The organism is Pseudomonas sp. BP01 (assembly GCF_022760795.1).
Classification (GTDB): Bacteria; Pseudomonadota; Gammaproteobacteria; order Pseudomonadales; family Pseudomonadaceae; genus Aquipseudomonas; species Aquipseudomonas putida_Q.
Genome location: NZ_JAFBKA010000005.1, coordinates 152,114 through 174,210, shown reverse-complemented (window position 1 = coordinate 174,210; position 22,097 = coordinate 152,114). Strand labels below are relative to the sequence as shown.

General features: G+C 62.7%; 20 protein-coding genes and 1 tRNA gene. 13 read left to right on the top strand and 8 right to left on the bottom strand.

The features are described 5' to 3' along the window. Positions 1-22 precede the first annotated feature (22 nt). Positions 23-1,732, top strand: coding sequence for a S8/S53 family peptidase (locus JOY50_RS06940; protein ID WP_243054977.1), 1,710 nt, complete (start codon positions 23-25; stop codon positions 1,730-1,732). A gap of 83 nt (positions 1,733-1,815) precedes the next feature. Further along, positions 1,816-3,258 (top strand): SulP family inorganic anion transporter, encoded by a 1,443-nt coding sequence (locus tag JOY50_RS06935; protein WP_132841945.1) that lies wholly within the window; start codon positions 1,816-1,818, stop codon positions 3,256-3,258. A 112-nt stretch (positions 3,259-3,370) separates the two neighbouring features. On the opposite strand, the gene fusA is transcribed toward JOY50_RS06935, so the two are convergent. Both fusA and JOY50_RS06925 read right to left on the bottom strand, forming a co-directional pair. Next, positions 3,371-5,482, bottom strand: a complete 2,112-nt coding sequence (fusA, locus tag JOY50_RS06930; protein WP_132841943.1) for an elongation factor G — start codon at positions 5,480-5,482, stop codon at positions 3,371-3,373. A gap of 73 nt (positions 5,483-5,555) precedes the next feature. Beyond that, a complete protein-coding gene (locus JOY50_RS06925; RefSeq protein ID WP_132841941.1) occupies positions 5,556-5,981 on the bottom strand; it encodes a hypothetical protein in 426 nt (141 codons plus the stop codon). A gap of 140 nt (positions 5,982-6,121) precedes the next feature. Here JOY50_RS06925 and JOY50_RS06920 point away from each other — a divergent pair, with 140 nt between their 5' ends. Further along, on the top strand, positions 6,122-6,424 hold the full coding sequence (locus JOY50_RS06920; protein ID WP_028613358.1) for a hypothetical protein: 303 nt from the start codon (positions 6,122-6,124) through the stop codon (positions 6,422-6,424). 3 nt (positions 6,425-6,427) lie between these two features. Here JOY50_RS06920 and JOY50_RS06915 read toward each other — a convergent pair whose 3' ends face one another. Together JOY50_RS06915 and gcvA are read right to left on the bottom strand one after the other, a co-directional pair. Next, the gene (locus JOY50_RS06915; RefSeq protein WP_132841939.1) at positions 6,428-7,678 is read right to left on the bottom strand and encodes an aspartate aminotransferase family protein; all 1,251 of its coding nucleotides are present in this window, start codon (positions 7,676-7,678) and stop codon (positions 6,428-6,430) included. 235 nt (positions 7,679-7,913) lie between these two features. Continuing rightward, positions 7,914-8,810, bottom strand: a complete 897-nt coding sequence (gene gcvA / locus JOY50_RS06910; protein ID WP_132841937.1) for a transcriptional regulator GcvA — start codon at positions 8,808-8,810, stop codon at positions 7,914-7,916. A gap of 255 nt (positions 8,811-9,065) precedes the next feature. On the opposite strand from gcvA, the gene JOY50_RS06905 reads away from it, so the two are divergent. From JOY50_RS06905 to JOY50_RS06895, 3 genes are all read left to right on the top strand, one after another. Further along, the gene (locus tag JOY50_RS06905; RefSeq protein WP_016498761.1) at positions 9,066-10,448 is read left to right on the top strand and encodes an amino acid permease; all 1,383 of its coding nucleotides are present in this window, start codon (positions 9,066-9,068) and stop codon (positions 10,446-10,448) included. A gap of 57 nt (positions 10,449-10,505) precedes the next feature. After that, positions 10,506-11,003, top strand: coding sequence for a PaaI family thioesterase (locus JOY50_RS06900; RefSeq protein WP_132841935.1), 498 nt, complete (start codon positions 10,506-10,508; stop codon positions 11,001-11,003). A gap of 87 nt (positions 11,004-11,090) precedes the next feature. Then, on the top strand, positions 11,091-11,786 hold the full coding sequence (locus tag JOY50_RS06895; protein ID WP_243054976.1) for a glutathione S-transferase N-terminal domain-containing protein: 696 nt from the start codon (positions 11,091-11,093) through the stop codon (positions 11,784-11,786). Between the two features lie 50 nt (positions 11,787-11,836). Here JOY50_RS06895 and JOY50_RS06890 read toward each other — a convergent pair whose 3' ends face one another. Further along, positions 11,837-13,453, bottom strand: a complete 1,617-nt coding sequence (locus JOY50_RS06890; RefSeq protein WP_138737519.1) for an inorganic phosphate transporter — start codon at positions 13,451-13,453, stop codon at positions 11,837-11,839. A 127-nt stretch (positions 13,454-13,580) separates the two neighbouring features. On the opposite strand from JOY50_RS06890, the gene JOY50_RS06885 reads away from it, so the two are divergent. The 7 genes from JOY50_RS06885 to JOY50_RS06855 all read left to right on the top strand — a co-directional run bounded on the left by JOY50_RS06885 (position 13,581) and on the right by JOY50_RS06855 (position 18,316). After that, positions 13,581-13,967, top strand: a complete 387-nt coding sequence (locus JOY50_RS06885; RefSeq protein ID WP_138737518.1) for a DUF488 domain-containing protein — start codon at positions 13,581-13,583, stop codon at positions 13,965-13,967. Between the two features lie 142 nt (positions 13,968-14,109). After that, positions 14,110-14,541: a GNAT family N-acetyltransferase gene (locus tag JOY50_RS06880; protein ID WP_138737517.1), complete on the top strand. Its 432-nt coding sequence runs from the start codon at positions 14,110-14,112 to the stop codon at positions 14,539-14,541. A 120-nt stretch (positions 14,542-14,661) separates the two neighbouring features. Beyond that, positions 14,662-15,051, top strand: coding sequence for a helix-turn-helix domain-containing protein (locus JOY50_RS06875; RefSeq protein ID WP_026034360.1), 390 nt, complete (start codon positions 14,662-14,664; stop codon positions 15,049-15,051). 63 nt (positions 15,052-15,114) lie between these two features. Beyond that, positions 15,115-15,753 carry a UvrY/SirA/GacA family response regulator transcription factor gene (gene uvrY, locus JOY50_RS06870; protein WP_023047491.1) on the top strand — a complete coding sequence of 213 codons (639 nt, stop codon included), beginning with the start codon at positions 15,115-15,117 and terminating at the stop codon, positions 15,751-15,753. A gap of 6 nt (positions 15,754-15,759) precedes the next feature. Then, entirely contained in the window at positions 15,760-17,583 is a 1,824-nt protein-coding gene (gene uvrC, locus JOY50_RS06865) for an excinuclease ABC subunit UvrC (protein WP_138737516.1), read from the top strand. Positions 17,584-17,616: 33 nt separating this feature from the next. Further along, a complete protein-coding gene (gene pgsA / locus JOY50_RS06860) occupies positions 17,617-18,177 on the top strand; it encodes a CDP-diacylglycerol--glycerol-3-phosphate 3-phosphatidyltransferase (RefSeq protein ID WP_016498771.1) in 561 nt (186 codons plus the stop codon). A 63-nt stretch (positions 18,178-18,240) separates the two neighbouring features. Further along, positions 18,241-18,316: transfer RNA gene (locus JOY50_RS06855), tRNA-Gly, on the top strand. Between the two features lie 271 nt (positions 18,317-18,587). Here JOY50_RS06855 and JOY50_RS06850 read toward each other — a convergent pair. The 3 genes from JOY50_RS06850 to JOY50_RS06840 form a co-directional block, all read right to left on the bottom strand. Then, positions 18,588-19,934, bottom strand: a complete 1,347-nt coding sequence (locus JOY50_RS06850; RefSeq protein WP_243054975.1) for an OprD family porin — start codon at positions 19,932-19,934, stop codon at positions 18,588-18,590. A gap of 187 nt (positions 19,935-20,121) precedes the next feature. Next, positions 20,122-21,138 carry a histone deacetylase family protein gene (locus JOY50_RS06845; RefSeq protein ID WP_132841883.1) on the bottom strand — a complete coding sequence of 339 codons (1,017 nt, stop codon included), beginning with the start codon at positions 21,136-21,138 and terminating at the stop codon, positions 20,122-20,124. Between the two features lie 26 nt (positions 21,139-21,164). Beyond that, positions 21,165-22,097, bottom strand: a complete 933-nt coding sequence (locus JOY50_RS06840) for a glyoxylate/hydroxypyruvate reductase A (RefSeq protein ID WP_243054974.1) — start codon at positions 22,095-22,097, stop codon at positions 21,165-21,167.

The window sequence follows — 22,097 nt, the reverse complement described above, 5'->3', positions numbered from 1 at the left end:
AGGGAGTGCATGGGGTGATCGCATGAGGGGTGGCCTGTTCTTGCTGTTGTGGCTTTGTAGCCTTGGTGCAGAGGCAGCAGCTGATGGGCTGCGCATCAAGCAACTGCAGCGCTGCGGCGACCTGCTCGGCGAAGGCGGGCAGCAATGGTGCCTGCGTGCCGAGGGGCTCGGTGCAGATGTGCCAAAGGTATGGCTGGGCGGTGTGCGACTGCCAACAGCCGATATCGAGCGCAAAGGTGACCGGCTTACCCTGAACCTGGCGAAAAAAGCCCAGCGCAGCGCGCCCCTTTGGCTGGAATATGATGGCCGCACCAGCAACCCGATATGGCTAACCCGCCAGCGCAGTCATGTTGTCGCCGCAGGGCCTGACGAAGTGGCGAAGAACATGGATGGCCTGACTACCTATGTCGACCTGGTCAGCCTGTTGATCGAAGAACAACACGACGGCCTTGGCGAGGCCCGGCGCATTGCCGGTAAATACGGCGCCCAGGTTGTCGGTGCCATACCGCCGCTGAATGTCTATCAGCTGCGCTTGCCGGTGGATGACCTGGTGCAGCGTGACGCGATGATCCTGCGCATGGGCAGTGAGGTCAGCGTGGATGCCGTAATTGTCGAGGAGTCCGCCCCGGAGGGTGGGGAAGAGGGCAGCGGCCGCGACACCAGGGCCATCGACCAAGCGGATGAATGGGCCGCCAACCGCTTCATGGACGCGCTGTATTTCTACCAGCGACGGATTGGCGCCTCGCGCTTGCCGGTGCAGCCCGTGCGGGTCGGGGTAATCGAGCGTGAAGTGGACTTTGACGCCCCGGGGTTCAGCCAATACCGAGGCGGCTGCGAACAGGGTCAGACGTGTGTGTATGCTCGCGACGGTGATCGCCCGACAAGCCACGGTAGCCATGTCGCAGGCATTCTCGCCGCGCAGGGTGAGGGTTTTTTGCCGGGGCTGGGCAAGCACAGCCCTGGCTTCGAGGTGATTGTAGAGCGCAACTCGGATGCAGGTATCACCGCCAACATCGCTGCATCGGTCAACCTGGTCGAGGATGGCGTGCGGGTGCTGAACTGGAGCTGGGGCATCCACCGGGTCGGCGCACGCGACGTCAACGGTGATGAGGTCGATTCGCTGGTGCGTTCCGGGCTGGCGATGAGTGGCTACGAGGAGTTGCTTGAGGAGTTCTTCCTCTGGCTGCGCAAAGAGCACCCGGATGTGGTGGTGGTGAATTCGGCGGGCAACGGTGCGTCGTGGTCAGGTACCGATGAATACCGCCTGCCGTCGTCGTTCATCACCGAACAACTGCTGGTGGTGGGCGGGCACCAGCGCAGCGACAAGGCGACGGCGGTAGAAGCCCCCGACCATGTGCGCAAGCGCCACAGTTCCAACATCGACATGCGCGTGGATGTCAGTGCTGCTGCCTGCATACGCCCGGCGGCTGCCGCGGCTGCGCATTGCGGCACATCGTACGCAACACCCCTGGTGACTGCCACCGTGGCAGCGATGCTGTCGATCAACCCGGCCCTCACCCCGGAAGAGGTGCGCATGCTGTTGCGGCGCAGTGCCCTGACCCTGGGCACCGAGCAGGATTTCGAGGCGATGGATGCCGAAGACCTGACGGCGCCGATCTTGCCTTCGGAGCGTGGTGGGCGCCTGAACCACCCCGACCTGGGGCGTTCGGCGCGCCTGGACATGCAGCGCGCGCTGGACCTGGCAGTGCAGAGCCGGGAGCGGGTGCGCTGAACGGTGGCCGCTGTCAGACAAATTCCGTAACATCGCGGCCCTCGTTTTTGTAACGTCCGCCCGCACTGCCCCACAGGAAGCCCATGAAGCCCGCCCGATTACGCGCCGACCTGCTCGCCGGCTTGACCACCTCGTTCGCCCTGGTGCCCGAGTGCATCGCCTTTGCCCTGGTGGCTCACCTCAACCCGCTGATGGGCCTGTATGGCGCTTTCATCATCTGTACCCTCACGGCGCTGTTTGGCGGACGACCGGGGATGATTTCCGGCGCTGCCGGCTCGATGGCGGTGGTGATCGTTGCGCTGGTGGTGCAGCACGGCGCGCAGTATCTGCTGGCCACGGTGCTGCTGGGTGGCGTGGTGATGATCCTGTTCGGCCTGTTGCGCCTGGGCAAGCTGGTGCGCCTGGTGCCGTACCCGGTCATGCTCGGCTTCGTCAACGGCTTGGCCATCGTCATTGCCATGGCGCAGCTGGAGCATTTCAAGGACGGTGAGCACTGGCTCAGTGGCGCGCCGCTGTACCTGATGATCGGCCTGGTGGCACTGACCATGGCCGTGGTCTACGTGCTGCCGAAACTGACCCGTGCGGTGCCGCCAGCGCTGGTGGCGATCCTGGGCGTTGGCCTGCTGGTGTACCTGCTCGACCTGCCTACCCGCACCCTGGGCGACATGGCGCACATCGCCGGTGGCCTGCCGGGGCTGGCGCTACCGGATGTGCCCTGGAACCTGGAAACCCTGAAGATCATCGCCCCCTACGCCGTACTGATGGCCATGGTCGGCCTGCTGGAGACCTTGCTCACCCTCAACCTGACCGATGAAGTGACCGAGAGCCGTGGCTTCCCGGACCGCGAGTGCGTGGCGCTGGGGGCGGCAAACATGGTTTCGGGCCTGTGCGGTGGCATGGGCGGTTGCGCGATGATCGGGCAGACGGTGATCAACCTTAGCTCCAATGGCCGTGGCCGGTTGTCGGGGGTGGTGGCCGGGGTGATGATCTTGCTGTTCGTGCTGTTCCTGTCGCCGCTGATCGAGCGTATTCCGCTGGCGGCGCTGGTCGGGGTGATGTTCGTGGTGGCCCAGCAGACCTTCGCCTGGGCGTCGCTGCGCGTGCTGCACAAGGTGCCGGTGAACGATGTGCTGGCGATCATTGCGGTGACCGTTGTGACGGTGTTTACCGACTTGGCCATGGCAGTGCTGTTCGGCATCATCATCGCGGCGCTCAACTTTGCCTGGCAGCATGCGCGGGAGCTGTACGCCGACAGCCATGAGGACGCCGAGGGCGGCAAACGTTATCAGGTGCATGGCACGCTGTTCTTCGCCTCGACCGCCTCGTTCCTCAACCAGTTTGACCCGGCCCAGGACCCGACCCAGGTCACGCTGGATTGCCAGCATTTGAGCTTTGTCGACTATTCGGCGGTTGCGGCGCTCAAGACCTTGCGAGAGCGGTATGCGAAGGCGGGCAAGCATTTGCGCGTGGTGCATTTGTCAGAGCGGTGCAAGAAGCTATTGAAGCGGGCAGGTGAGCAGCACTGAGCCTGATTGTGGCCTGTACCGGCCCCTTCGCGGCTAAAGCCGCTCCCACAGGGGTATGCGATCCCTTGTGAGAGCGGCTTTAGCCGCGAAGGGGCCGGTACAGGGGAGCCGCTTACTCCCCGCGGTTCTTCTTGACGATGCCATCGGCGATGCTCGCCGGTGCCTCGGCATAGCGGGTGAACTCCATCGAGAAGCTGGCCCGGCCCTGGGTCATCGAACGCATCGAGGTGGCGTAGCCGAACATTTCGCCCAACGGCACCTCGGCACGGATCACCTTGCCGGCCGGTGTTTCGTCACCGTCCTGGATCATCCCGCGGCGCCGGCTGAGGTCGCCCAGAATGTCACCCTGGTATTCCTCCGGCGTCACCACCTCCACTTTCATCACCGGTTCCAGCAACACCGCGCCGCCTTTCTGCGACAGCTGCTTGGTGGCCATTGAAGCCGCGATCTTGTAGGCCATTTCGTTGGAGTCGACATCGTGGTACGAACCGTCGAACACGGCGGCCTTGAGGCTGATCAGCGGATAGCCGGCAAGCACGCCGTTCTTCATCTGCTCCTCGATACCCTTCTGGATCGCCGGGATGTACTCGCGCGGTACCACGCCGCCAACGATCTCGTTGATGAACTCGAGGCCTTCCTTGCCTTCGTCGCCGGGGGCGAAACGGATCCAGCAATGGCCATACTGGCCACGTCCGCCGGACTGGCGCACAAAACGCCCCTCGATCTCGCAGGTGTTGCGGATTTTTTCCCGGTAGGCCACCTGCGGCTTGCCGATGTTGGCTTCGACGTTGAACTCGCGGCGCATGCGGTCGACGATGATGTCCAGGTGCAATTCGCCCATGCCCGAGATGATGGTCTGGCCGGTTTCCTCATCGGTACGTACGCGAAACGATGGGTCTTCCTGGGCCAGCTTGCCCAGGGCGATGCCCATTTTTTCCTGGTCGGCCTTGGTCTTGGGCTCCACGGCCACGGAAATCACCGGGTCAGGGAAGTCCATGCGCTCGAGGATGATCGGTTTGTCCATGTCGCACAGGGTGTCGCCGGTGGTCACGTCCTTCATGCCGATCAGCGCGGCGATGTCGCCGGCGCACACGTCCTTGATTTCGGCACGCTGGTTGGCATGCATTTGCACCATACGGCCGATGCGTTCCTTCTTGCCTTTGACCGAGTTGAGTACCGCGTTGCCCGAGCTGAGCACGCCGGAGTAAACGCGGGCAAAGGTGAGTGTGCCGACGAACGGGTCGGTGGCAATCTTGAAAGCCAGGGCCGAGAACGGCTCTTTGTCGTCGGCGTGCCGTTCCAGGTGCTTGTCTTCATCGTCCGGGTCTGTGCCGCGAATGGCAGGGATTTCCGACGGGGCGGGCAGGTAGTCGATTACCGCATCGAGCATCAGCGGTACGCCCTTGTTCTTGAAAGAGGAGCCGAGGATGGTCGGCACGATTTCGTTGGCGATGGTGCGTTTGCGCAATCCGGCCTTGATCTCTTCGATGCTCAGCTCTTCGCCTTCAAGAAACTTGTTGAGCAGTTCGTCATTGGCCTCGGCGGCTGCTTCTATCATGTGCGCGCGCCATTCGTCGGCGAGCGTCTGCAGTTCGGCGGGTATGTCTTCTTCGCGGTAGCTGGTGCCGTGGTCAGCGTCGTTCCAGTAGATGGCCTTCATCTTCACCAGGTCGATCTGGCCGATGAAGTTCTCCTCGCTGCCGATGGCCAGCTGGATCGGTACCGGGTGGTGCCCCAGGCGCTGGTCGATCTGCTTGACCACACGCAGGAAGTCGGCACCCTGGCGGTCCATCTTGTTGATGTAGGCCAGGCGTGGCACATGGTATTTGTTGGCTTGGCGCCAGACCGTCTCGGACTGTGGCTCTACCCCGTCAGCACCGCTGAATACCACCACTGCGCCATCGAGCACGCGCAACGAGCGCTCCACCTCGATGGTGAAGTCGACGTGGCCAGGGGTGTCGATGATGTTGAAGCGGTACTTGTGCTCAAACTGCTTGGTCGAGCCTTGCCAGAACGCCGTGGTCGCCGCCGAGGTGATGGTGATGCCGCGTTCCTGCTCCTGGGCCATCCAGTCCATGGTCGCCGCGCCATCGTGCACCTCGCCCATCTTGTGGTTGACCCCGGTGTAGAACAGGATCCGCTCGGTAGTGGTGGTCTTGCCGGCGTCCACGTGGGCGACGATGCCGATATTGCGGTACAGCTCGATGGGCGTTGTGCGGGCCATGGCGGACTACCTGCGAATGGGCGGATTCCACCACGTTAGCAGACCGGTGGAATCCTGCCCTGCCGCCGGGCCGTCAGTCGGCCTGGGCTTGCAGCATCCACTGGCCATTCACTTCACGGGCCAGGCCGCTGGCCGCCAGCAGGGCCAGCAGGCGCGGGTGCAGGTCGGCTTCGGTGAAGGTCTTGAGGGTGGCCAGGTCCAGTGTGCCGACCAGGTTGAGGTCGGCCTTGGTATACGACAGCCAGGCCTTTTTCAGTACCTGGGCGACATCGCTGCCCGAGGTGCTGGCGAAGCGGCGGTGCCACTGGCCGCTGTCGAAGGTGAAGGTGTGGGCGTGGCTGTAGGTGCTTTCGTCGCCACCTTCAGTGCAGCGGTGGCAGCGGCAAGGGCCTTCGCCGAAGGCGTTGCGCAGGTAGCTGTTGAAGTCCACGACGGGCTTGAGGGACAGGCGTTTGTCGACATCGAACAGGTCGGCGATCAGGGGTTCTTCGGCGCTCACTCGGGATCCTCGTGTGGTGTGGCGTGCATCGGCGGGCACCCTAACAGATCGGGGCATTCAGATCACCTGTAGAGACAACAGAGACCGCCTGCCGTACTCTACGCGCCCTTACGCCTACACACCCACTGAGGTATCCCCGTTTGAGCACCAAGTACCCGTACACCGCCACCGTGACCATCAGCGCTGAAGACCGTGGCGGAGATATCGAGGCTTCGGAAAACCCCAGCATGCGCGTGGGTCTGGAAGCGGTGACCGAAACCCTGAAGAAGGTGCATTTCGTCGGTACGCTCGCGGCCCCTGAAAAACAGGCCACGCACATCTGCGTGACCCTGGAGAACGGCCTGACCTACTACGGCCCGATCGTCAACGGCCACGCCGAACTCGAAGGCGGCTGGATCGCCTTCGAATCCGACATGCTTACCCCGGAAGAACTGGGCCTGTAAACCTCAGTTCAGCTCCACCAGGCACTGCTCGAGGATATCCAGCCCTTCCTCGAGCACCTCGGCCTCGATGGTCAGCGGTGCCAACAGGCGAATGATGTGCCGCGCCTTGCCGCTGGGCATCAGCAGTAAGCCTTTGGCCCGCGCCGACTCCATCACCTTGGCCAGCTGCGCCGGCGCCGGGCTGCCGTCGGCATTGACGAATTCGATGCCGCGCATGGCGCCCACGCCCGTCAGTCGGCCGATGTACGGGCTCAGGCCCGAAGCCTTCCAGCGCTGGTGGCGGCTGACGATGGCCTGCTCCTGGCGCTCACCCCAGGTGGCGATGTTCTCGTCGGTCATCTGCGCCAGGCTGGCCAACGCCGCCGCACAGGCAATCGGGTTGCCCGAATAGGTGCCACCGAGGCCGCCCTTGGGCAGTGCTGCCATCAATTGCTTGCGCCCGACCACCGCCCCCAGCGGCATGCCGCCGGCGATGCTCTTGGCCAGCAGCAGCAGGTCGGGCTCGATGCCAAGGCGCGGGAAAGCGAAGCGCTGGCCGGTGCGGCCGAAGCCGGACTGGATCTCGTCGATGATGATCAGGATCCCGTGTTCGTCGCAGAAGCGGCGCAGGGCCTGGGCGAAAGCCGGGTCGAGGGCGAGGAAACCGCCTTCGCCCTGTACCGGTTCGAGGATGAACGCTGCCACGTCTTCCACGGCCAGTTCCACGCTGAACAGGCGCTCCATGGCCTTGAGCGCCTGCTCGCAGGTAACCCCGGTATCGGCGCCAGGGTAGGGCAGGTGGTACACCGGCCCGGGCAGCTCGCCGACCCGTTGCTTGTACGGTGCCACCTTGCCGTTGAGGTTAAGGGTGGCCAGGGTGCGGCCGTGGAAGCCGCCGTCGAAGGCGATGATGGCGCGCTTGCCTGTAGCACCGCGGGCTACTTTGAGGGCGTTTTCTGCAGCTTCCGCACCGCTGTTGGTGAGCATGCCGGCCAACGGGTAGCTGACCGGTACGAACTGGCTCAGCTGTTCCATCAGCGCCAGGTACGGGCCATGGGGCGCGGCGTTGAAGGCATAGTGGGTCAGGCGGCTGGCTTGGGCCTGGATCGCTTCGACCACGGCGGGGTTGCAGTGGCCCAGGTTGAGCACGCCGATACCGCCGACAAAGTCGATGTAACGTTTGCCGTCGGTGTCCCAGACTTCGGCATTGCGGCCATGGGAAAGTGTGATCGGGTGAACGATGGCGATGGATTGGCTGATACTTTCCTGGTTCATGGGCACGCGGGACCTTTGTTCAAGTTTCTTATTATCCAAGCGTGTCGGGAGGTTATTCCGCAAACGAATTATTCGATTGCGGTCATTCCCTGAATTCGTGATCTGGCCGGAATGTGTGTTGCCTGTGCGGGCCTCTTCGCGGGCTTGCCCGCTCCCACAGGTTAAGCACATTGTTCGAACCTGTGGTGATCCTGTGGGAGCGGGCAAGCCCGCGAAGAGGCCAGCACAGGTCAAATCAGTCCCCCTCAGCCACCCGCTCCCGAATCCACTGCACAAAGGCCCTGATCTTGGGCACTTCGGCCGCATGCTCGGCATGCGCGATAAAGTGCTTGCCGTTGCTCGCCACCGGGTGGTCCCAGGCCACCACCAGCTTGCCCTCGCTCAGTTCCTCGGCCACCAGGTAGCGCGGAATCAGGGCGATACCGCAGCCGGCAATCGCCGCGCGGATGCACAGGTAGAACGTGTCGAAACGCGGCCCGTGGTAGCTGTTCTGGCTGTGTAGCCCCAACCCCAGGAACCATTCATGCCAGGCCTCCGGCCGCGACACGCACTGCAACAAGCGGTGCTCGGTCAGTGCCTGGGCGCTTTCAAAGGGGTGGTTGGCCAGCAACTGCGGGCTGCACACCGGTACCACTTCTTCGCTGAACAGCTCGATGCAGGTTGCCCCAGGCCAGGTGCCCTGGCCGAAGAAAAAGGCCACGTCGGCCTTGGCTTGCACCAGGTCGAATGGCTCCAGTTCGTTGCGCACATCCAGGTGAATACGTGGGTAGCTATCGCCGAAACCCTTGAGTTTGGGCACCAGCCAGCGTGCACCGAAAGTAGGCTGGGTGGCAATGCGCAACACTTCGGTTTCGTCGCCGTAGCTGAGGATGTAGCGGCTGGAAATATCGATCTGGGTGAGGATCTTGTTCACTTCGGTGAGGTACAGCGCGCCGGCCGGGGTCAGGTGCAGGCGCCGGCGAATGCGCTGGAACAGCGAGTGCGACAGCATGTCTTCGAGCTGCGCCACCTGCTTGCTGACGGCGCTCTGGGTCAGGTGCAGTTCCTGGGCCGCGCGGGTGAAGCTGAGGTGGCGGGCGGCCGCTTCGAAGCACTGAAGGGCGGTGGTCGAAGGCATCAGGCGTTTGGACATGACAGGCAAATACCGAGCAAAAAAGGAAGGAGTTCATTCCAAAGCGGAATCATGTGGTTCGAAAAGGTCGTTTGTTGACCCCGGCCTATAGATTAATACTGACCTGGATCAACGATTACAACCGGTCATGTGAAGAGGAGGTCAGTACCCGCTTCCGGCATCTGCAAAACAACAAAAACGACTATCAGAAATTTACAAGAATTCTGCTCCGACCTTCAGCCGCTTTGTCGCGGCCGACCCATTCGAGGGTTCTTCATGGCTTCGCAAGACAACAAGAAACAGCGTTCCCTGCAGCACGGCCTGACCTCCCGTCAGGTTTCCATGATCTCCATTGCCGGTATCATCGGCGCTGGCTTGTTCATTGGTTCCTCAAACGCCATCGCCACGGCCGGCCCGGCCATTCTCATTTCCTACGCCATGACCGGCCTGCTGGTATTGCTAGTGATGCGCATGCTGGGCGAAATGGCCATCGCCAACCCTAACAGCGGCTCGTTCTCCACCTACGCCTCTGAGGCCATCGGCCCTTGGGCGGGCTTTACCATCGGCTGGTTGTACTGGTGGTTCTGGGTGCTGATCATTCCGGTGGAGGCCATCGCAGGCGCCGACATCCTGCATGCTTACTTCCCAGGCGTACCGTCCTGGTTGTTCGCCTTCCTGATCATGCTGGTGCTGTCGGGTACCAACCTGATCAGCGTGAAGAACTTTGGCGCCTTCGAGTACTGGTTCGCGCTGGTCAAGGTGGTGGCGATCATTGCCTTCATCGTGGTCTGCAGCCTGGCGGTATTCGGCTTCTGGCCGCTGGCCGAGGTGTCCGGGGTCAGCCGGCTGTGGGAAAACGGCGGCTTCATGCCCAATGGGTTTGGCACTGTGCTCGGTGGCGTGCTGATCACCATCTTCTCGTTCTTCGGCGCTGAAATCGTCACCATTGCCGCTGACGAAACCGCCAATCCGAAAGACAAGATCCGCCGTGCCACCAACCTGGTGGTCTACCGCATCGCCATCTTCTACCTGGCGTCGATCTTCCTGGTGGTGTCGCTGGTAGCCTGGAACGACCCTGCGCTCAAGGCAGTCGGTTCGTTCCAGCGCGTGCTGGAAGTGCTGAACGTGCCGGGCGCCAAGCTGCTGGTCGACCTGGTGGTACTGGTGGCGGTGACCAGTTGCATGAACTCGGGCTTGTATACCGCATCACGCATGCTCTATTCGCTGGGCGCCCGTGGCCAGGCACTGAGCATGACCAAGCGTATCTCCGGTTCGGGCGTGCCGACCGTGGCGGTCATCTTCTCGACGCTGGCTGGTTTTGCCGGGTGCCTGGTCAACTATGTGTTCCCGGGTAAGGTCTTCGGCTTCTTGCTGTCCACCACCGGCGCCATCGCCTTGCTGGTGTATCTGGTGATTGCCGTGTCGCAGCTGCGCATGCGTGCCCGCGCCGACCGTGAAGGGCGCCCGCTGGAGCTGAAGATGTGGCTGTTCCCATGGTTGACCTGGCTGGTGATCGGTACCATCGTCATGGTGCTGGGCTACATGCTGTTCAGCGATGCCTACCGCTATGAAACCCTGATGACCGCTGGGGTGACCGCGTTCATCCTGCTGGTTTCGCTGACCCAGCGGCATGCCAAGGTAGTTGCCCAGACGGCCTGATGTATCTGCTTTAATGGGGGCGTTGCGCGCCCCCATTCCAACAAGCACAGGAAGCGTATGAACGACCACCCACTTTCCCTTCAGGCCCTCGCGGCGCCGGAAGGCACCTGCTACGGCTGCGGCTGTGCCCACCCCAGTGGCCTGCACCTGCAAAGTCACTGGGACGCCGACGGTATCCACCTGCTGTGCCGGCACGCACCCGACAGCACCTTCATCGGCTGGCCCGGCCTGGTCTACGGCGGCCTGCTGGCGATGCTGGTCGATTGCCATTCCAACTGGACGGCCATGGCTTACCACTACCGCAACGAAGGCCGCGAGCCGGGCAGCCTGCCGCGTATCGACTGCGTTACCGGCACACTCAACCTGACCTACCACAAACCTACGCCCATGGGCGTCGAGCTTTTGCTCAAGGCCCGAGTGGAAGGGGAAGTGGGGCGCAAGAGCCGGGTGATTTGCGAAGTCTGGGCCGAGGATGTGCTGACTGTGACCGCCGACTCGGTGTTCGTCCGTGTCGATACCGAAAAGCTCAAGCTCAAGGCCCACGGCCAGGCCTGAGTAGTCAGCGCTGATGTGTGCTCGGTGATGGTCAGCGGCCGGGGATGTCTCTAGAGTGACAGGCTCATTCCCCAGGCAAGGTTGATCATGACCGATCTCAGTGCTTTCCCTATTACCCGCAAGTGGCCCGCCAAACACCCCGAACGCCTGCAGCTGTATTCGCTGCCGACGCCCAATGGCGTCAAGGTGTCGATCATGCTCGAAGAAATCGGCCTGGCCTATGAGTCGCACAAGGTCAGCTTCGACAACGATGACCAGTTGAGCCCCGAGTTCATCTCGCTTAGCGCCAACAACAAGATCCCGGCCATCCTGGACCCGGACGGCCCGGGCGGCCAGCCGTTGCCGCTGTTCGAATCAGGGGCGATCTTGCAGTACCTGGCGGAAAAAAGTGGGCAACTGCTCAGCCAGGACCCTGCCCAGCGTTACCAGACGCTGCAATGGCTGATGTTCCAGATGGGCGGTATCGGGCCGATGTTCGGCCAGGTCGGGTTCTTCCATTTCTTTGCTGGCAAGGACTATGAAGACAAGCGCCCGCGTGACCGTTATGTCAACGAGTCGAAGCGGCTGCTGGGTGTGCTGGACCGGCACTTGAAAGGCCGGGAGTGGATGGTGGACGAGTACAGCATTGCCGACATAGCCATCTTCCCTTGGGTGCGCAACCTGGTGGAGCGCTACAACGCCCGGGAGTTGGTGGGCTTTGACCAGTTCAAACAAGTGCAGCGGGTGCTGGCCACGTTCCTCGAACGGCCGGCGGTGCAGCGCGGCCTGAAAATCCCGGGCTGATAACGCAGAACCCGTCGTGTACACCGGTCCCTGTAGGACGGATTACGGGTTCAGAAGATGTGGCTCAGCAACCAGTACAGGCTGCCAGCCAACAGCATCGCTGCCGGCAGGGTCAGCACCCAGGCCATCAGCAAGTTGAATAACGTGCGCTTCTGAATCCCTGAGCCATTGGCCACCATGGTCCCGGCCACCCCCGAACTCAGCACGTGGGTGGTCGAGACCGGCAACCCGAACATGTCCGCTGCGCCAATGGTGCACATGGCAACCACCTCTGCCGAGGCGCCTTGGGCATAGCTCAGGTGGGTCTTGCCGATCTTCTCGCCCACGGTCACCACGATGCGCCGCCAGCCAACCATGGTCCCCAGCCCCAGCGCGATGGCCACGGCCACTTTGACCCACAGCGGAATGTAGCGGGTGGCGTCGTCCAGTTGGGTCTTGAACAGTTGGACATGGCTGCGGGTGTCGGCGTCGAATGCCACCAAACGGTTTTTCTCGATCAGGCGAATGGCTTCGCTGGTCAGGTACATGTCATTGCGCACATTGGCCATGGCTTCGGCGGGTATGCGCTTGAGCGAGCCGTAGCCTTTGACCTCTTCGCCAATCATCCCGGTCAGCGCCGCCAGCGCCGGTACCAGCTGCGGGCTGGCCTTGGGCTCGCCGATGAAGGCGGTCAGGGTCTGGCGCGGGTCGGCCGGGGCCGCTTGCGGGTCGTGGCGCGCCAGCGCCTGGCGGGTCAACTCGGCGACGGCGGAAAACTGCAGGGCCTGCTCATTGGGCATGGTCTTGTTCAGCGCATACGCCATTGGCAGGGTGCCGACCAGAATCAGCATGATCAGGCCCATGCCTTTCTGGCCATCGTTGGAACCATGGGCGAAGGACACCCCGGTGCACGTCAGGATCAGTACGCCACGAATCCACCATGGCGGCGGTGTCTGGCCTTGCGGCGCCTGGTATAGCGCTTGACGCTTCACCAGTGCTCGAAGGGCGAGCAGCAACAAGGCGGCGCAGGCAAAGCCGATCAGGGGGGAGAACAGCAGGGCGTAGCCCACCTTGCTGGCCTGGGCCCAGTCCACGCCGCTGGTGCCGTCACGCCCATGCATCAGCGCATTGGCCACACCCACACCGATGATCGAGCCGATCAGGGTGTGCGAGGATGATGCCGGCAGCCCCAGCCACCAGGTGCCCAGGTTCCAGATGATCGCCGCCAACAGCAGGGCAAAAACCATCGCGAAGCCGGCCGAGGAGCCTACCTGTAGAATCAGCTCCACCGGCAGCAGGGCAATGATGCCGAATGCGACCGCGCCACTGGAAAGCAGCACGCCCAGGAAGTTGCACAGGCCGGACCACACCACCGCGACCGGTGCCGGCAGCGCATTGGTGTAGATCACGGTGGCCACCGCATTGGCGGTGTCGTGGAAGCCGTTGACGAATTCGAAGCCCAGGGCAATCAACAGTGCCAGGCCCAGCAGCAGAAACGGCGTGACCGTGGTGATCACCGTGCCGCTGGCGCTCACATCCTGTTTCAGGCTCCAGGCGGTGTAGGCGATACCGGCCAGCAGCAGGCCGAAGAACAACACGAGGGTGGCGCGCCCAGGCTTGTGGGCAAGCTGCGGGCGGGGGTCGCGTTGGGCCAGGTGCGGCTGGCTGGCCAGTAACGGGGTTGCCATGATGGCTCCGGTTGGCATTGGGCAAGTTGCCGAAGGCCTTGAGCATAGAAACAATTCGAAACCCGACCGTGACCTCGATCAATGAATTATCTAGGCTCAAGACGGACGGTAAATGCAGGAGAACGCCATGATCCGCTGCAAGCGTGTCTACAACGCGGTCACCGCCGACGATGGCCAGCGTGTGCTGGTAGACCGCCTGTGGCCGCGCAACCTGCGCAAGGAAGACCTGCACGGGCAGTGGTTGCGCGAAGTGGCGCCCTCGCATGATTTGCGCAGGGCATTTCACCAGGGCGCGGTCGACTTTACCGGTTTTACCCAGCGCTACCAGCAAGAGCTGGCTGCCCACCCCGAGCATTGGTACCCCTTGCTGGACCTGGCCGGAAAGGGCCCACTAACCCTGCTGTATGCAGGCAAGGACACCGAGCACAACAATGCGCGGGTGCTGGCCGAATGGCTGGAAAGCGAACTGGACCGTCATGGGCCGGGCAGTTCACCGGTATGCTATGCCCAATGAGTGATATTTGCTGCACCGGCCTCATCGCCGGCAAGCCAGCTCCTACAGGTACAACACTGGCTTCAAGGCTATCGCTGTGCCTGTGGGAGCTGGCTTGCCGGCGATGAGGCCGGCCCTGCCAAACTCCAGAGCCCATTGTGCGATGCCGCTACATTTGATTCCCGCCAACGACAATCACCGTTCGTTTGCCCGCGACCTCACGCGGCGCGCCATGCTGCCGTACTACCGTGAATTTGACCTGCTTTGGATCGAGGAAGCCTTCGACCAGGCGTGGGGGTGGCGCGAGCAGTGGCTGATCAGCGAAGGCGACAGCCCGTTGGGTTTCTGCAGCCTCAGCCAGGACCGCCAGGCGTTGTTTATCCGCGAGTTGCACCTGTTGCCCGAGCACCGCGGGCGCGGTGTCGGCAGCTGGGTATTGGAAGAGCTGGCGCTGTGGGCCGGCCAGCGGCGCCTGCCATTGCTGAGGCTGATGGTGTTTCGCAGCAACCCGGCGCGCCTGTTGTACCAGCGCCACGGTTTTGTCGAAATGGGTGAGGACGGGTGCTTTGTGCGCATGCAACGTACGATTGGCTAGTGGCGCAATGATGGCTTGTCTCCACCGAAGCGCAGCGGCATAGTGAACCCAGGCGCTCACGGTCGCCCGCAGACGGGGCGGCAGAGGATGAGCGTGATCAGGGATAAGGAGAAGCCCACAATGAACGGGATTGGTCCGCGGCTGCGGGAAGAGCGTGAGCGCCTGGGCATGACCCAGCGCGTGTTTGGCGATATCGGTGGGGTCGAGCCCAATGCCCAGGGCAAGTATGAAAGCGGTGAGCGTACGCCGCGGGTCGATTACCTTGCAGCGCTGGCGGCCAGGGGGGTGGATGCACTTTACGTGCTTAGCGGCATGCGCACGCCGGCCCCGCTAGAGGGCTTGAGTACGGATGAGTCGGGGTTGCTGGGCGCCTTCAGGCAATTGCCGATCGACGACCAGGCGGCCATCTGGCACCTGCTGGGCCGCTTGAGCAGCGATAGAAAGCCCCGGCAAACCGTGAGGCCTGTCACTGTTGAGCGTCAGGCGTTTCTTACAGAAGCAATGCGTTAGACCCGCTTGGAAAAATTTTGTTAAGGTGGCGGGATCCAATCGCCCTGCTGACGAGGTGTGTGCTTGATTAGGGTCTTAGTGGTCGACGATCACGATCTGGTACGAACCGGTATTACCCGCATGCTGGCCGACATCGATGGCCTGCAGGTGGTGGGTGAGGGTGACTCGGGCGAATCCGCGCTCAAGCTGGCCCGCGAGCTGAAGCCTGACGTGGTGCTGATGGACGTGAAAATGCCCGGCATCGGCGGCCTTGAGGCCACCCGCAAACTGCTGCGCAGCCACCCGGACATCAAGGTAGTGGCCGTGACCGTGTGCGAGGAAGACCCGTTCCCCACCCGCCTGTTGCAAGCCGGTGCCGCCGGTTACCTGACCAAGGGCGCAGGCCTTGACGAAATGGTCCAGGCCATCCGCCTGGCATTTGCCGGCCAGCGCTACATCAGCCCGCAGATCGCCCAGCAGCTGGCGCTGAAACCGTTCCAGCCGCAGGGCTCACCGTTCGACACGCTGTCGGAGCGGGAAATCCAGATTGCCCTGATGATCGTCGGCTGCCAGAAAGTGCAGATCATCTCTGACAAGTTGTGCCTCTCGCCCAAGACCGTCAATACTTACCGTTATCGGATCTTTGAAAAACTCTCGGTCACCAGCGACGTCGAACTGACCTTGCTGGCCGTTCGCCACGGTATGGTCGACGCAAGCCTGTAAAACCTCATGTCCCAAGTGTTTGATGCCAGCGCATTCCTGGCCACCTGCAGTGGTCGCCCGGGCGTTTACCGAATGTTCGACGCCGATGCCCGGTTGCTTTACGTGGGCAAGGCCAAGAACCTCAAGAAACGCCTGGCCAGCTATTTCCGCAAGACCGGCCTGGCGCCCAAGACCGCCGCGCTGGTGGGGCGCATCGCGCAGGTCGAAACCACCATCACCGCCAACGAAACCGAGGCGTTGCTGCTGGAGCAGAACCTGATCAAGGAGTGGCGGCCGCCGTACAACATCCTGCTGCGCGACGACAAATCCTACCCTTACGTGTTCCTGTCCGACGGCGAGTTCCCGCGGTTGGGCATTCACCGTGGGGCGAAGAAGGCCAAGGGCCGCTACTTTGGCCCTTACCCCAGCGCCGGGGCCATCCGCGAAAGCCTCAGCCTGCTGCAAAAGGCCTTTTCGGTGCGCCAGTGCGAAGACAGCTACTACGCCAACCGCACCCGGCCGTGCCTGCAGTACCAGATCAAGCGCTGCAAAGGGCCCTGCACCGATCTGGTCACCCCCGAAGAATACGCCGAGGACGTGCGCCACTCGGTGATGTTCCTTGAAGGCCGTAGCCAGCAACTGGGCAACGAGCTGAATGCCGAGATGGAGAAGGCCGCCATGGCCCTCGACTTCGAAAAGGCCGCCGAGCTGCGCGACCAGATCGCCTTGTTGCGCCGCGTACAGGACCAGCAGTACATCGAGGGCGGCAGTGGTGACGTCGATGTCATCGCCGCCTTCGTCAACCCGGGTGGGGCCTGTGTGCACCTGATCAGCGTGCGCGGCGGCCGGGTGTTGGGCAGCAAGAACTTCTTCCCGCAGGTGGGCATCGAGGAGGAGGTGGCCGAGGTCATGGCCGCATTCCTTTCCCAGTACTACCTGGGCAACGCCGAACGCGAACTGCCCGGCGAGTTGATCGTCAACGTTGTTCACGAAGATTTCGATGCCATCACCGAAGCGCTGCACACACTGCGTGGCCGCGAGCTGACCATCAGCCACCGGGTACGCGGCACGCGCGCCCGCTGGCAGCAGCTGGCAGTGACCAATGCCGAGCAGGCGCTGAATGCGCGCCTGGCAAACCGCCAGCACATGGCTGCACGCTTCGAAGCCTTGGCCGAAGTGCTGGGCCTGGACGAAGTGCCGCAGCGGCTGGAATGCTACGACATCAGCCATTCCAGTGGCGAAGCTACCGTGGCCAGTTGCGTGGTATTCGGCCCAGAAGGCGCGCTGAAGTCCGACTATCGCCGCTTCAACATCGAAGGCGTCACCGCCGGCGACGACTACGCCGCCATGCATCAGGCCCTGACCCGCCGTTACGGGCGCATCAAGGACGGTGAGGGCAAGCTGCCCGACGTGTTGCTGGTGGACGGCGGCAAGGGGCAGCTGAACATGGCCCGCGATGTGATGCAGGAACTTGGCTTCACCGACCTGACCCTGCTCGGGGTGGCCAAGGGCGTAACCCGCAAGGCCGGTTTTGAAACCCTGTACCTTAACGACGTGCACCACGAGTTCACGCTGAAAGGTGATTCACCGGCCCTGCACCTGATTCAGCAGATCCGCGACGAAGCCCACCGTTTTGCCATTACCGGCCACCGCGCTCGGCGCGGCAAGGCCCGCCGGGTGTCCAGCCTGGAGGATGTAGCCGGGGTAGGGCCCAAACGCCGGCGCGACCTGCTGAAACATTTCGGCGGCCTGCAGGAGCTCAACCGCGCCAGTGTCGATGAAATCGCCAAAGCCCCCGGCATCAGTAAAAAGCTTGCCGAGTCGATTTATGCCAGCCTGCATAGCGAGTAGAATGCCGGGCTCAACTTGCAGCCAGTCGTACCGATGAATATTCCAAACCTGCTCACCGTTCTACGCGTCCTGCTCATTCCGTGCTTCATTCTGCTGTTCTACATGCCCTATCACTGGAGCTACATGGCAGCCAGCAGCGTGTTTGCCGTTGCCGCCGCCACCGACTGGCTGGACGGCTACCTGGCGCGTCGCCTGCAGCAGAGCACGCCGTTCGGTGCCTTCCTCGACCCGGTGGCCGACAAGCTGATGGTGGCCGTGGCCCTGGTGCTGCTGGTACAGACCCACGCCAACTTCTGGCTGACCCTGCCGGCGGCGGTCATCATTGGCCGTGAGATCGTGGTATCAGCCCTGCGCGAGTGGATGGCCGAGCTAGGGGCGCGGGCGCATGTGGCGGTGTCCAACCTTGGCAAGTGGAAGACTGCGGCGCAGATGCTGGCGCTGGTGATCCTGCTGGCCAACCCGCCAGCGGTAACGTTCTGGGTGATTCTGGGCTACGGGCTGCTGCTGGTGGCGGCGGGGCTGACGCTGTGGTCGATGGTGCACTACCTGCTGGCCGCCTGGCCGCACTTGCGCGAAGGCTCCGAGCAGAAATAAACTTTTTTTGAATCAAGGGGTTGACGCTGTTTTAGAAATCGCTAGAATGGCACCCATCACGACGCGGGAATAGCTCAGTTGGTAGAGCACGACCTTGCCAAGGTCGGGGTCGCGAGTTCGAGTCTCGTTTCCCGCTCCAAATTCGATCCTCAGTGCGTCGCTGGGATCAAGAAAGAAGAGGCCATAGGGCCTCTTTTTTTATGCCTGCATTTTATTGATGTTCTCCTTTCTCAAGGCAAACACAAGCCCTGTAGCAGCAGCCTTGTGCTGCGAAGAGGTCATTGCAGCCGAAGATAATCTTCAGCCTTACCGGCCTCTTCGCAGCACAAGGCTGTTCCTACAGGTTGATGCGTTAGCCTGAGTGATGGTGCAAGACCGTTGCTCCGATAGCCCCGCGCAGGGTTGCCGGGCTATTTCAGAAAGTTCAGGTCCAGTGGGTAGTCCAGAATGATCCGGGTCTGGTCCAGGTCATTGGCGATTGCCCCGTAATCGCCGCCCGTGCGCATCGACGCATGCAGCAGCCGCACGGACAGGTTTTTCGCAGGCCCCGACTGCACCACGTATTTCACCCACAAGTCCCGTTCCCATTGCGACCCGTCACTGACCGCCTGGAACCGTGAATAAGCTCCGCCGGCATCGCGGCCATCGATATCGCTACCGCGTATGTAACGTGCCGTGAAGCTCAGCCCGGGGACGCCAAAGACGACGGCGTCCAGGTCGTAACGTGCGCTCCAGGCTCTTTCGTTGGGGCTGTTGAAGTCGCTGCCCTGGGAAGCCGCATCCAGTTCGATGTCGAAACTGTTCCATACATAGTCGAAAGGCTGGTCGCCATCGATGCGGGTATAGGCAACTTCGAACTTGTGCCCGCCCCGTGCGTAGCCCACCCGGGCACTCCAGGCATCGTTGCGTATGTCGCCAAGCAGCGAGGTGCCGGTGTCGCGCGTGCGGTAGTAATTGGCGCCGGTATTGAATACGCCACCCACCTTCAACGGCACCCGGTAGTCGATGGATGCAAATTGCTGGTTCCAGATATTGTCCAGTTCGGACCCGAACAGCTTGACCTTGACGTTGTCGAGGCCGGTGTAGATACCGCCGTAATAACTGACAAAGTCACTGTCGGCCTGGCGGCCACCGTACGCGGTACCCAGCTTGCCGCCGTGATTGGTGGCTGCCCGGTCGCTGCTGGAGGTGAAGCGCCCTGCATTGAGGGCCAGCCCGGCGAAGGTATGATCGGTGACGTTCCAGCCTCGCAGCGTTTGCGGCAGCAGGCGGATATCACCATATTTGAGTACGGGTGAATCAGGGAACAGGTCGCCATAGGCCAGTTCAGTGCTGCCAACCCGCATCTTTACCGCGCCACCGGCCTTGGCGTACTCATGCTTGGGGTCGCCCTGGTTGTCGCGCGCGACGATGCCGCCATTGCCGACACCGTCGCCAACCCGGCCCTTGCCGCCGTCGAGCTTTATTGCGCCCATGTAATGCAAGTCGAGGCCGAACCCTACCCGCCCTTGGGTATAGCCGGAATTGAACTTGGCCAGCAAACCTTGCGCCCATTCCTGGCGATAACTTTGCCGCTCGCCGGCCGGGTTGAGGTAGCTGCCGTTGCGGTTGTCGGCGTTCCAGTAGAAGTTTCGCAAGCCGACCGAGGTGGTACTGTCTTCAATGAAACCATGGTCCGATTCAGCCGCGCAGGCAATCGAGCCAAACAGACAGGCGCTCGCGCCTGCCATCCCCAAGGTGAAAGTTTTGAGCGACATGAAGACTTCCTTATTGCCAGATTCAAGAACGGCAGCGTGAAGATTTATTGTTATTGCCCCTGCGTCTGCGGCGGGCAGCCGGGGGCCTGATCGCTGACTTGCAGGTGCGGCAAGTTGCGCTCTTTATTGTTGTATTGCTCGGTAGGCCGGGTTGCCCAAGGCAACCCGGAACACATCGGGTTTTGCCTCAGGCAGTCATGCCGGCAAAGAAGCGCGAGGCATTTTCGTCCAGGGTTGCAATGTCGTAGCCACCTTCCTGGACCACCACGCAAGGCAGGCCCAGCGCCTTGACCCGCTGCCCGAGCAGGCGGAACCCTTCATGGCTGACGTGTACCTTGGACTGCGGGTCGTTTTCGTAGATGTCAAAGCCCAGCGACAGCACCAGTACGTCCGGACGGAAGGCGCGCAGCGCGGTTGCCGCCTGGTCCATGCAGGCAAAGAAATCCGCTTCGCTGGCGCCATGGGCCATGGGGAGGTTCAGGTTGAAGCCAGCACCTGCACCAGCGCCGGTCTCATCATCGAAGCCGGCGACCACCGGGTAGAAGTTGGTCGGGTCGCCATGGATCGACACGTACAACACATCGTTCCGTTCGTAGAAGATTTCCTGGATGCCTTGGCCGTGGTGCATGTCGGTGTCGAGCACGGCCACTTTGCCGAACTTGCCACGCAGCACCTGGGCGGCGATTGCGGCGTTGTTCAGGAAGCAGAACCCACCTGCGGCTTCGGCGCGGGCATGGTGCCCTGGTGGCCGGCACAGGGCATAAGCGGCCTGGTCGCCTTCGATCACCGCATGTGCCGCGGCCACCGCGCTTTGCGCAGACCAGTAGGCGGCCTGCCAGGTGTGCTCGCCGATCGGGCAGCTGCCATCGGCCAGGTAGCGGGCGGTCTTGCCGAGGATGCCGCGCAAGGGGTTGCCTTCGCGGATATAGATGTTGGACATCACCTCATCGCCCCAGTCTTCCGGCACTTCGTGCCACTGCTGGTAGGCGCTGCCCAGGTAGTCCAGGTACGCCTGGCCATGCACGGCCGCCAGCGGGGCCAGGCCGTGGTCGGCGGGTTCGAACAGCGGGTAGCCGAGCTTTTCGACTACTGCCAGTAGCGGGTCGATGCGTGCCGGCACTTCCTGCGGCTGGCGCATCTGGCCGCGCGACAGGTAGGAGCGGGGGTGGTGCAGGCGTTGGGCAGGATGGAAAAACGTTTTCATGGATCACCTCTTGGTAACGCGTGCGGTCAATAGCCCAGTTCGGGGTCGACCAGATTGTTCAGTTCCAGCCCGGCACTCAGGCGCGACACGTTGTCGGCCACTTGCCGGGCGATGCACAGGTCGGAAGCGGCAGAGGCCATGTGCGGTGTCACCCACACGCCGGGCGTGTGCCACAGCGGCGAATCGGCAGGCAACGGCTCCTGTTCGAACACATCGAGCAAGGCGCCGCGCAGCTGCCCGCTGGCCAGCGCCTGGCGCAGGTCCTCCGGGTTGAGGTGCTGGCCACGACCACAGTTGATCAGGGCGCTGCCTTCGGCCATGTGCTGGAAAACGGCATGGTTCAGCAGGCCATGCGTGCTGGTGGTGAGGGGCAGCAGGTTGACCAGCACGTCCAGCCCGGCGAGGAAGTCATGCAGCGAACCTGCGCCTTCAAAGGTTGTTACGCCATTGAGCTGGCGCGGCGTGCGGGCCCAGCCGCGCACGTCATAACCCGCCGCCGCCAGCCGCTGCGCCACCGGTGCGCCAATCGCGCCCAGGCCCATCACGCCAACGCGGAAGTCCCCCGCCTTGCGCTGCACCGGGCGCTGCCAGTGCTGGCTGGCATTGCCGGCGATCACCCGGTCGAAGCCCCGGTGAAAGTGCAGCACGCCCCAATGCACGTACTCGCTCATGCCTTGGGTGTGGTCAGGGTCGACCACCCGGCACACGGGCAGCGACGCATCGCGTGAGCTGTCCTGGGCCAGATGATCGATGCCCGAGCCGATCGAGTGCACCAGGCGCAGGTTCGGCAAGCGGCCCAGGCTACCTTCGGGCGGGAACCAGCACACGGCCACTTCGGCATGCCTTGCGCCGGCATCTTCCGGGCGCAATACGTTCAGCTGCGGGGCGTGCTCGGCGAACAGCGCGGCCAGCCAGTCAGTCAGCGCCGGGTTCTGGCAAAGCAATACGAGGCTGGCCAT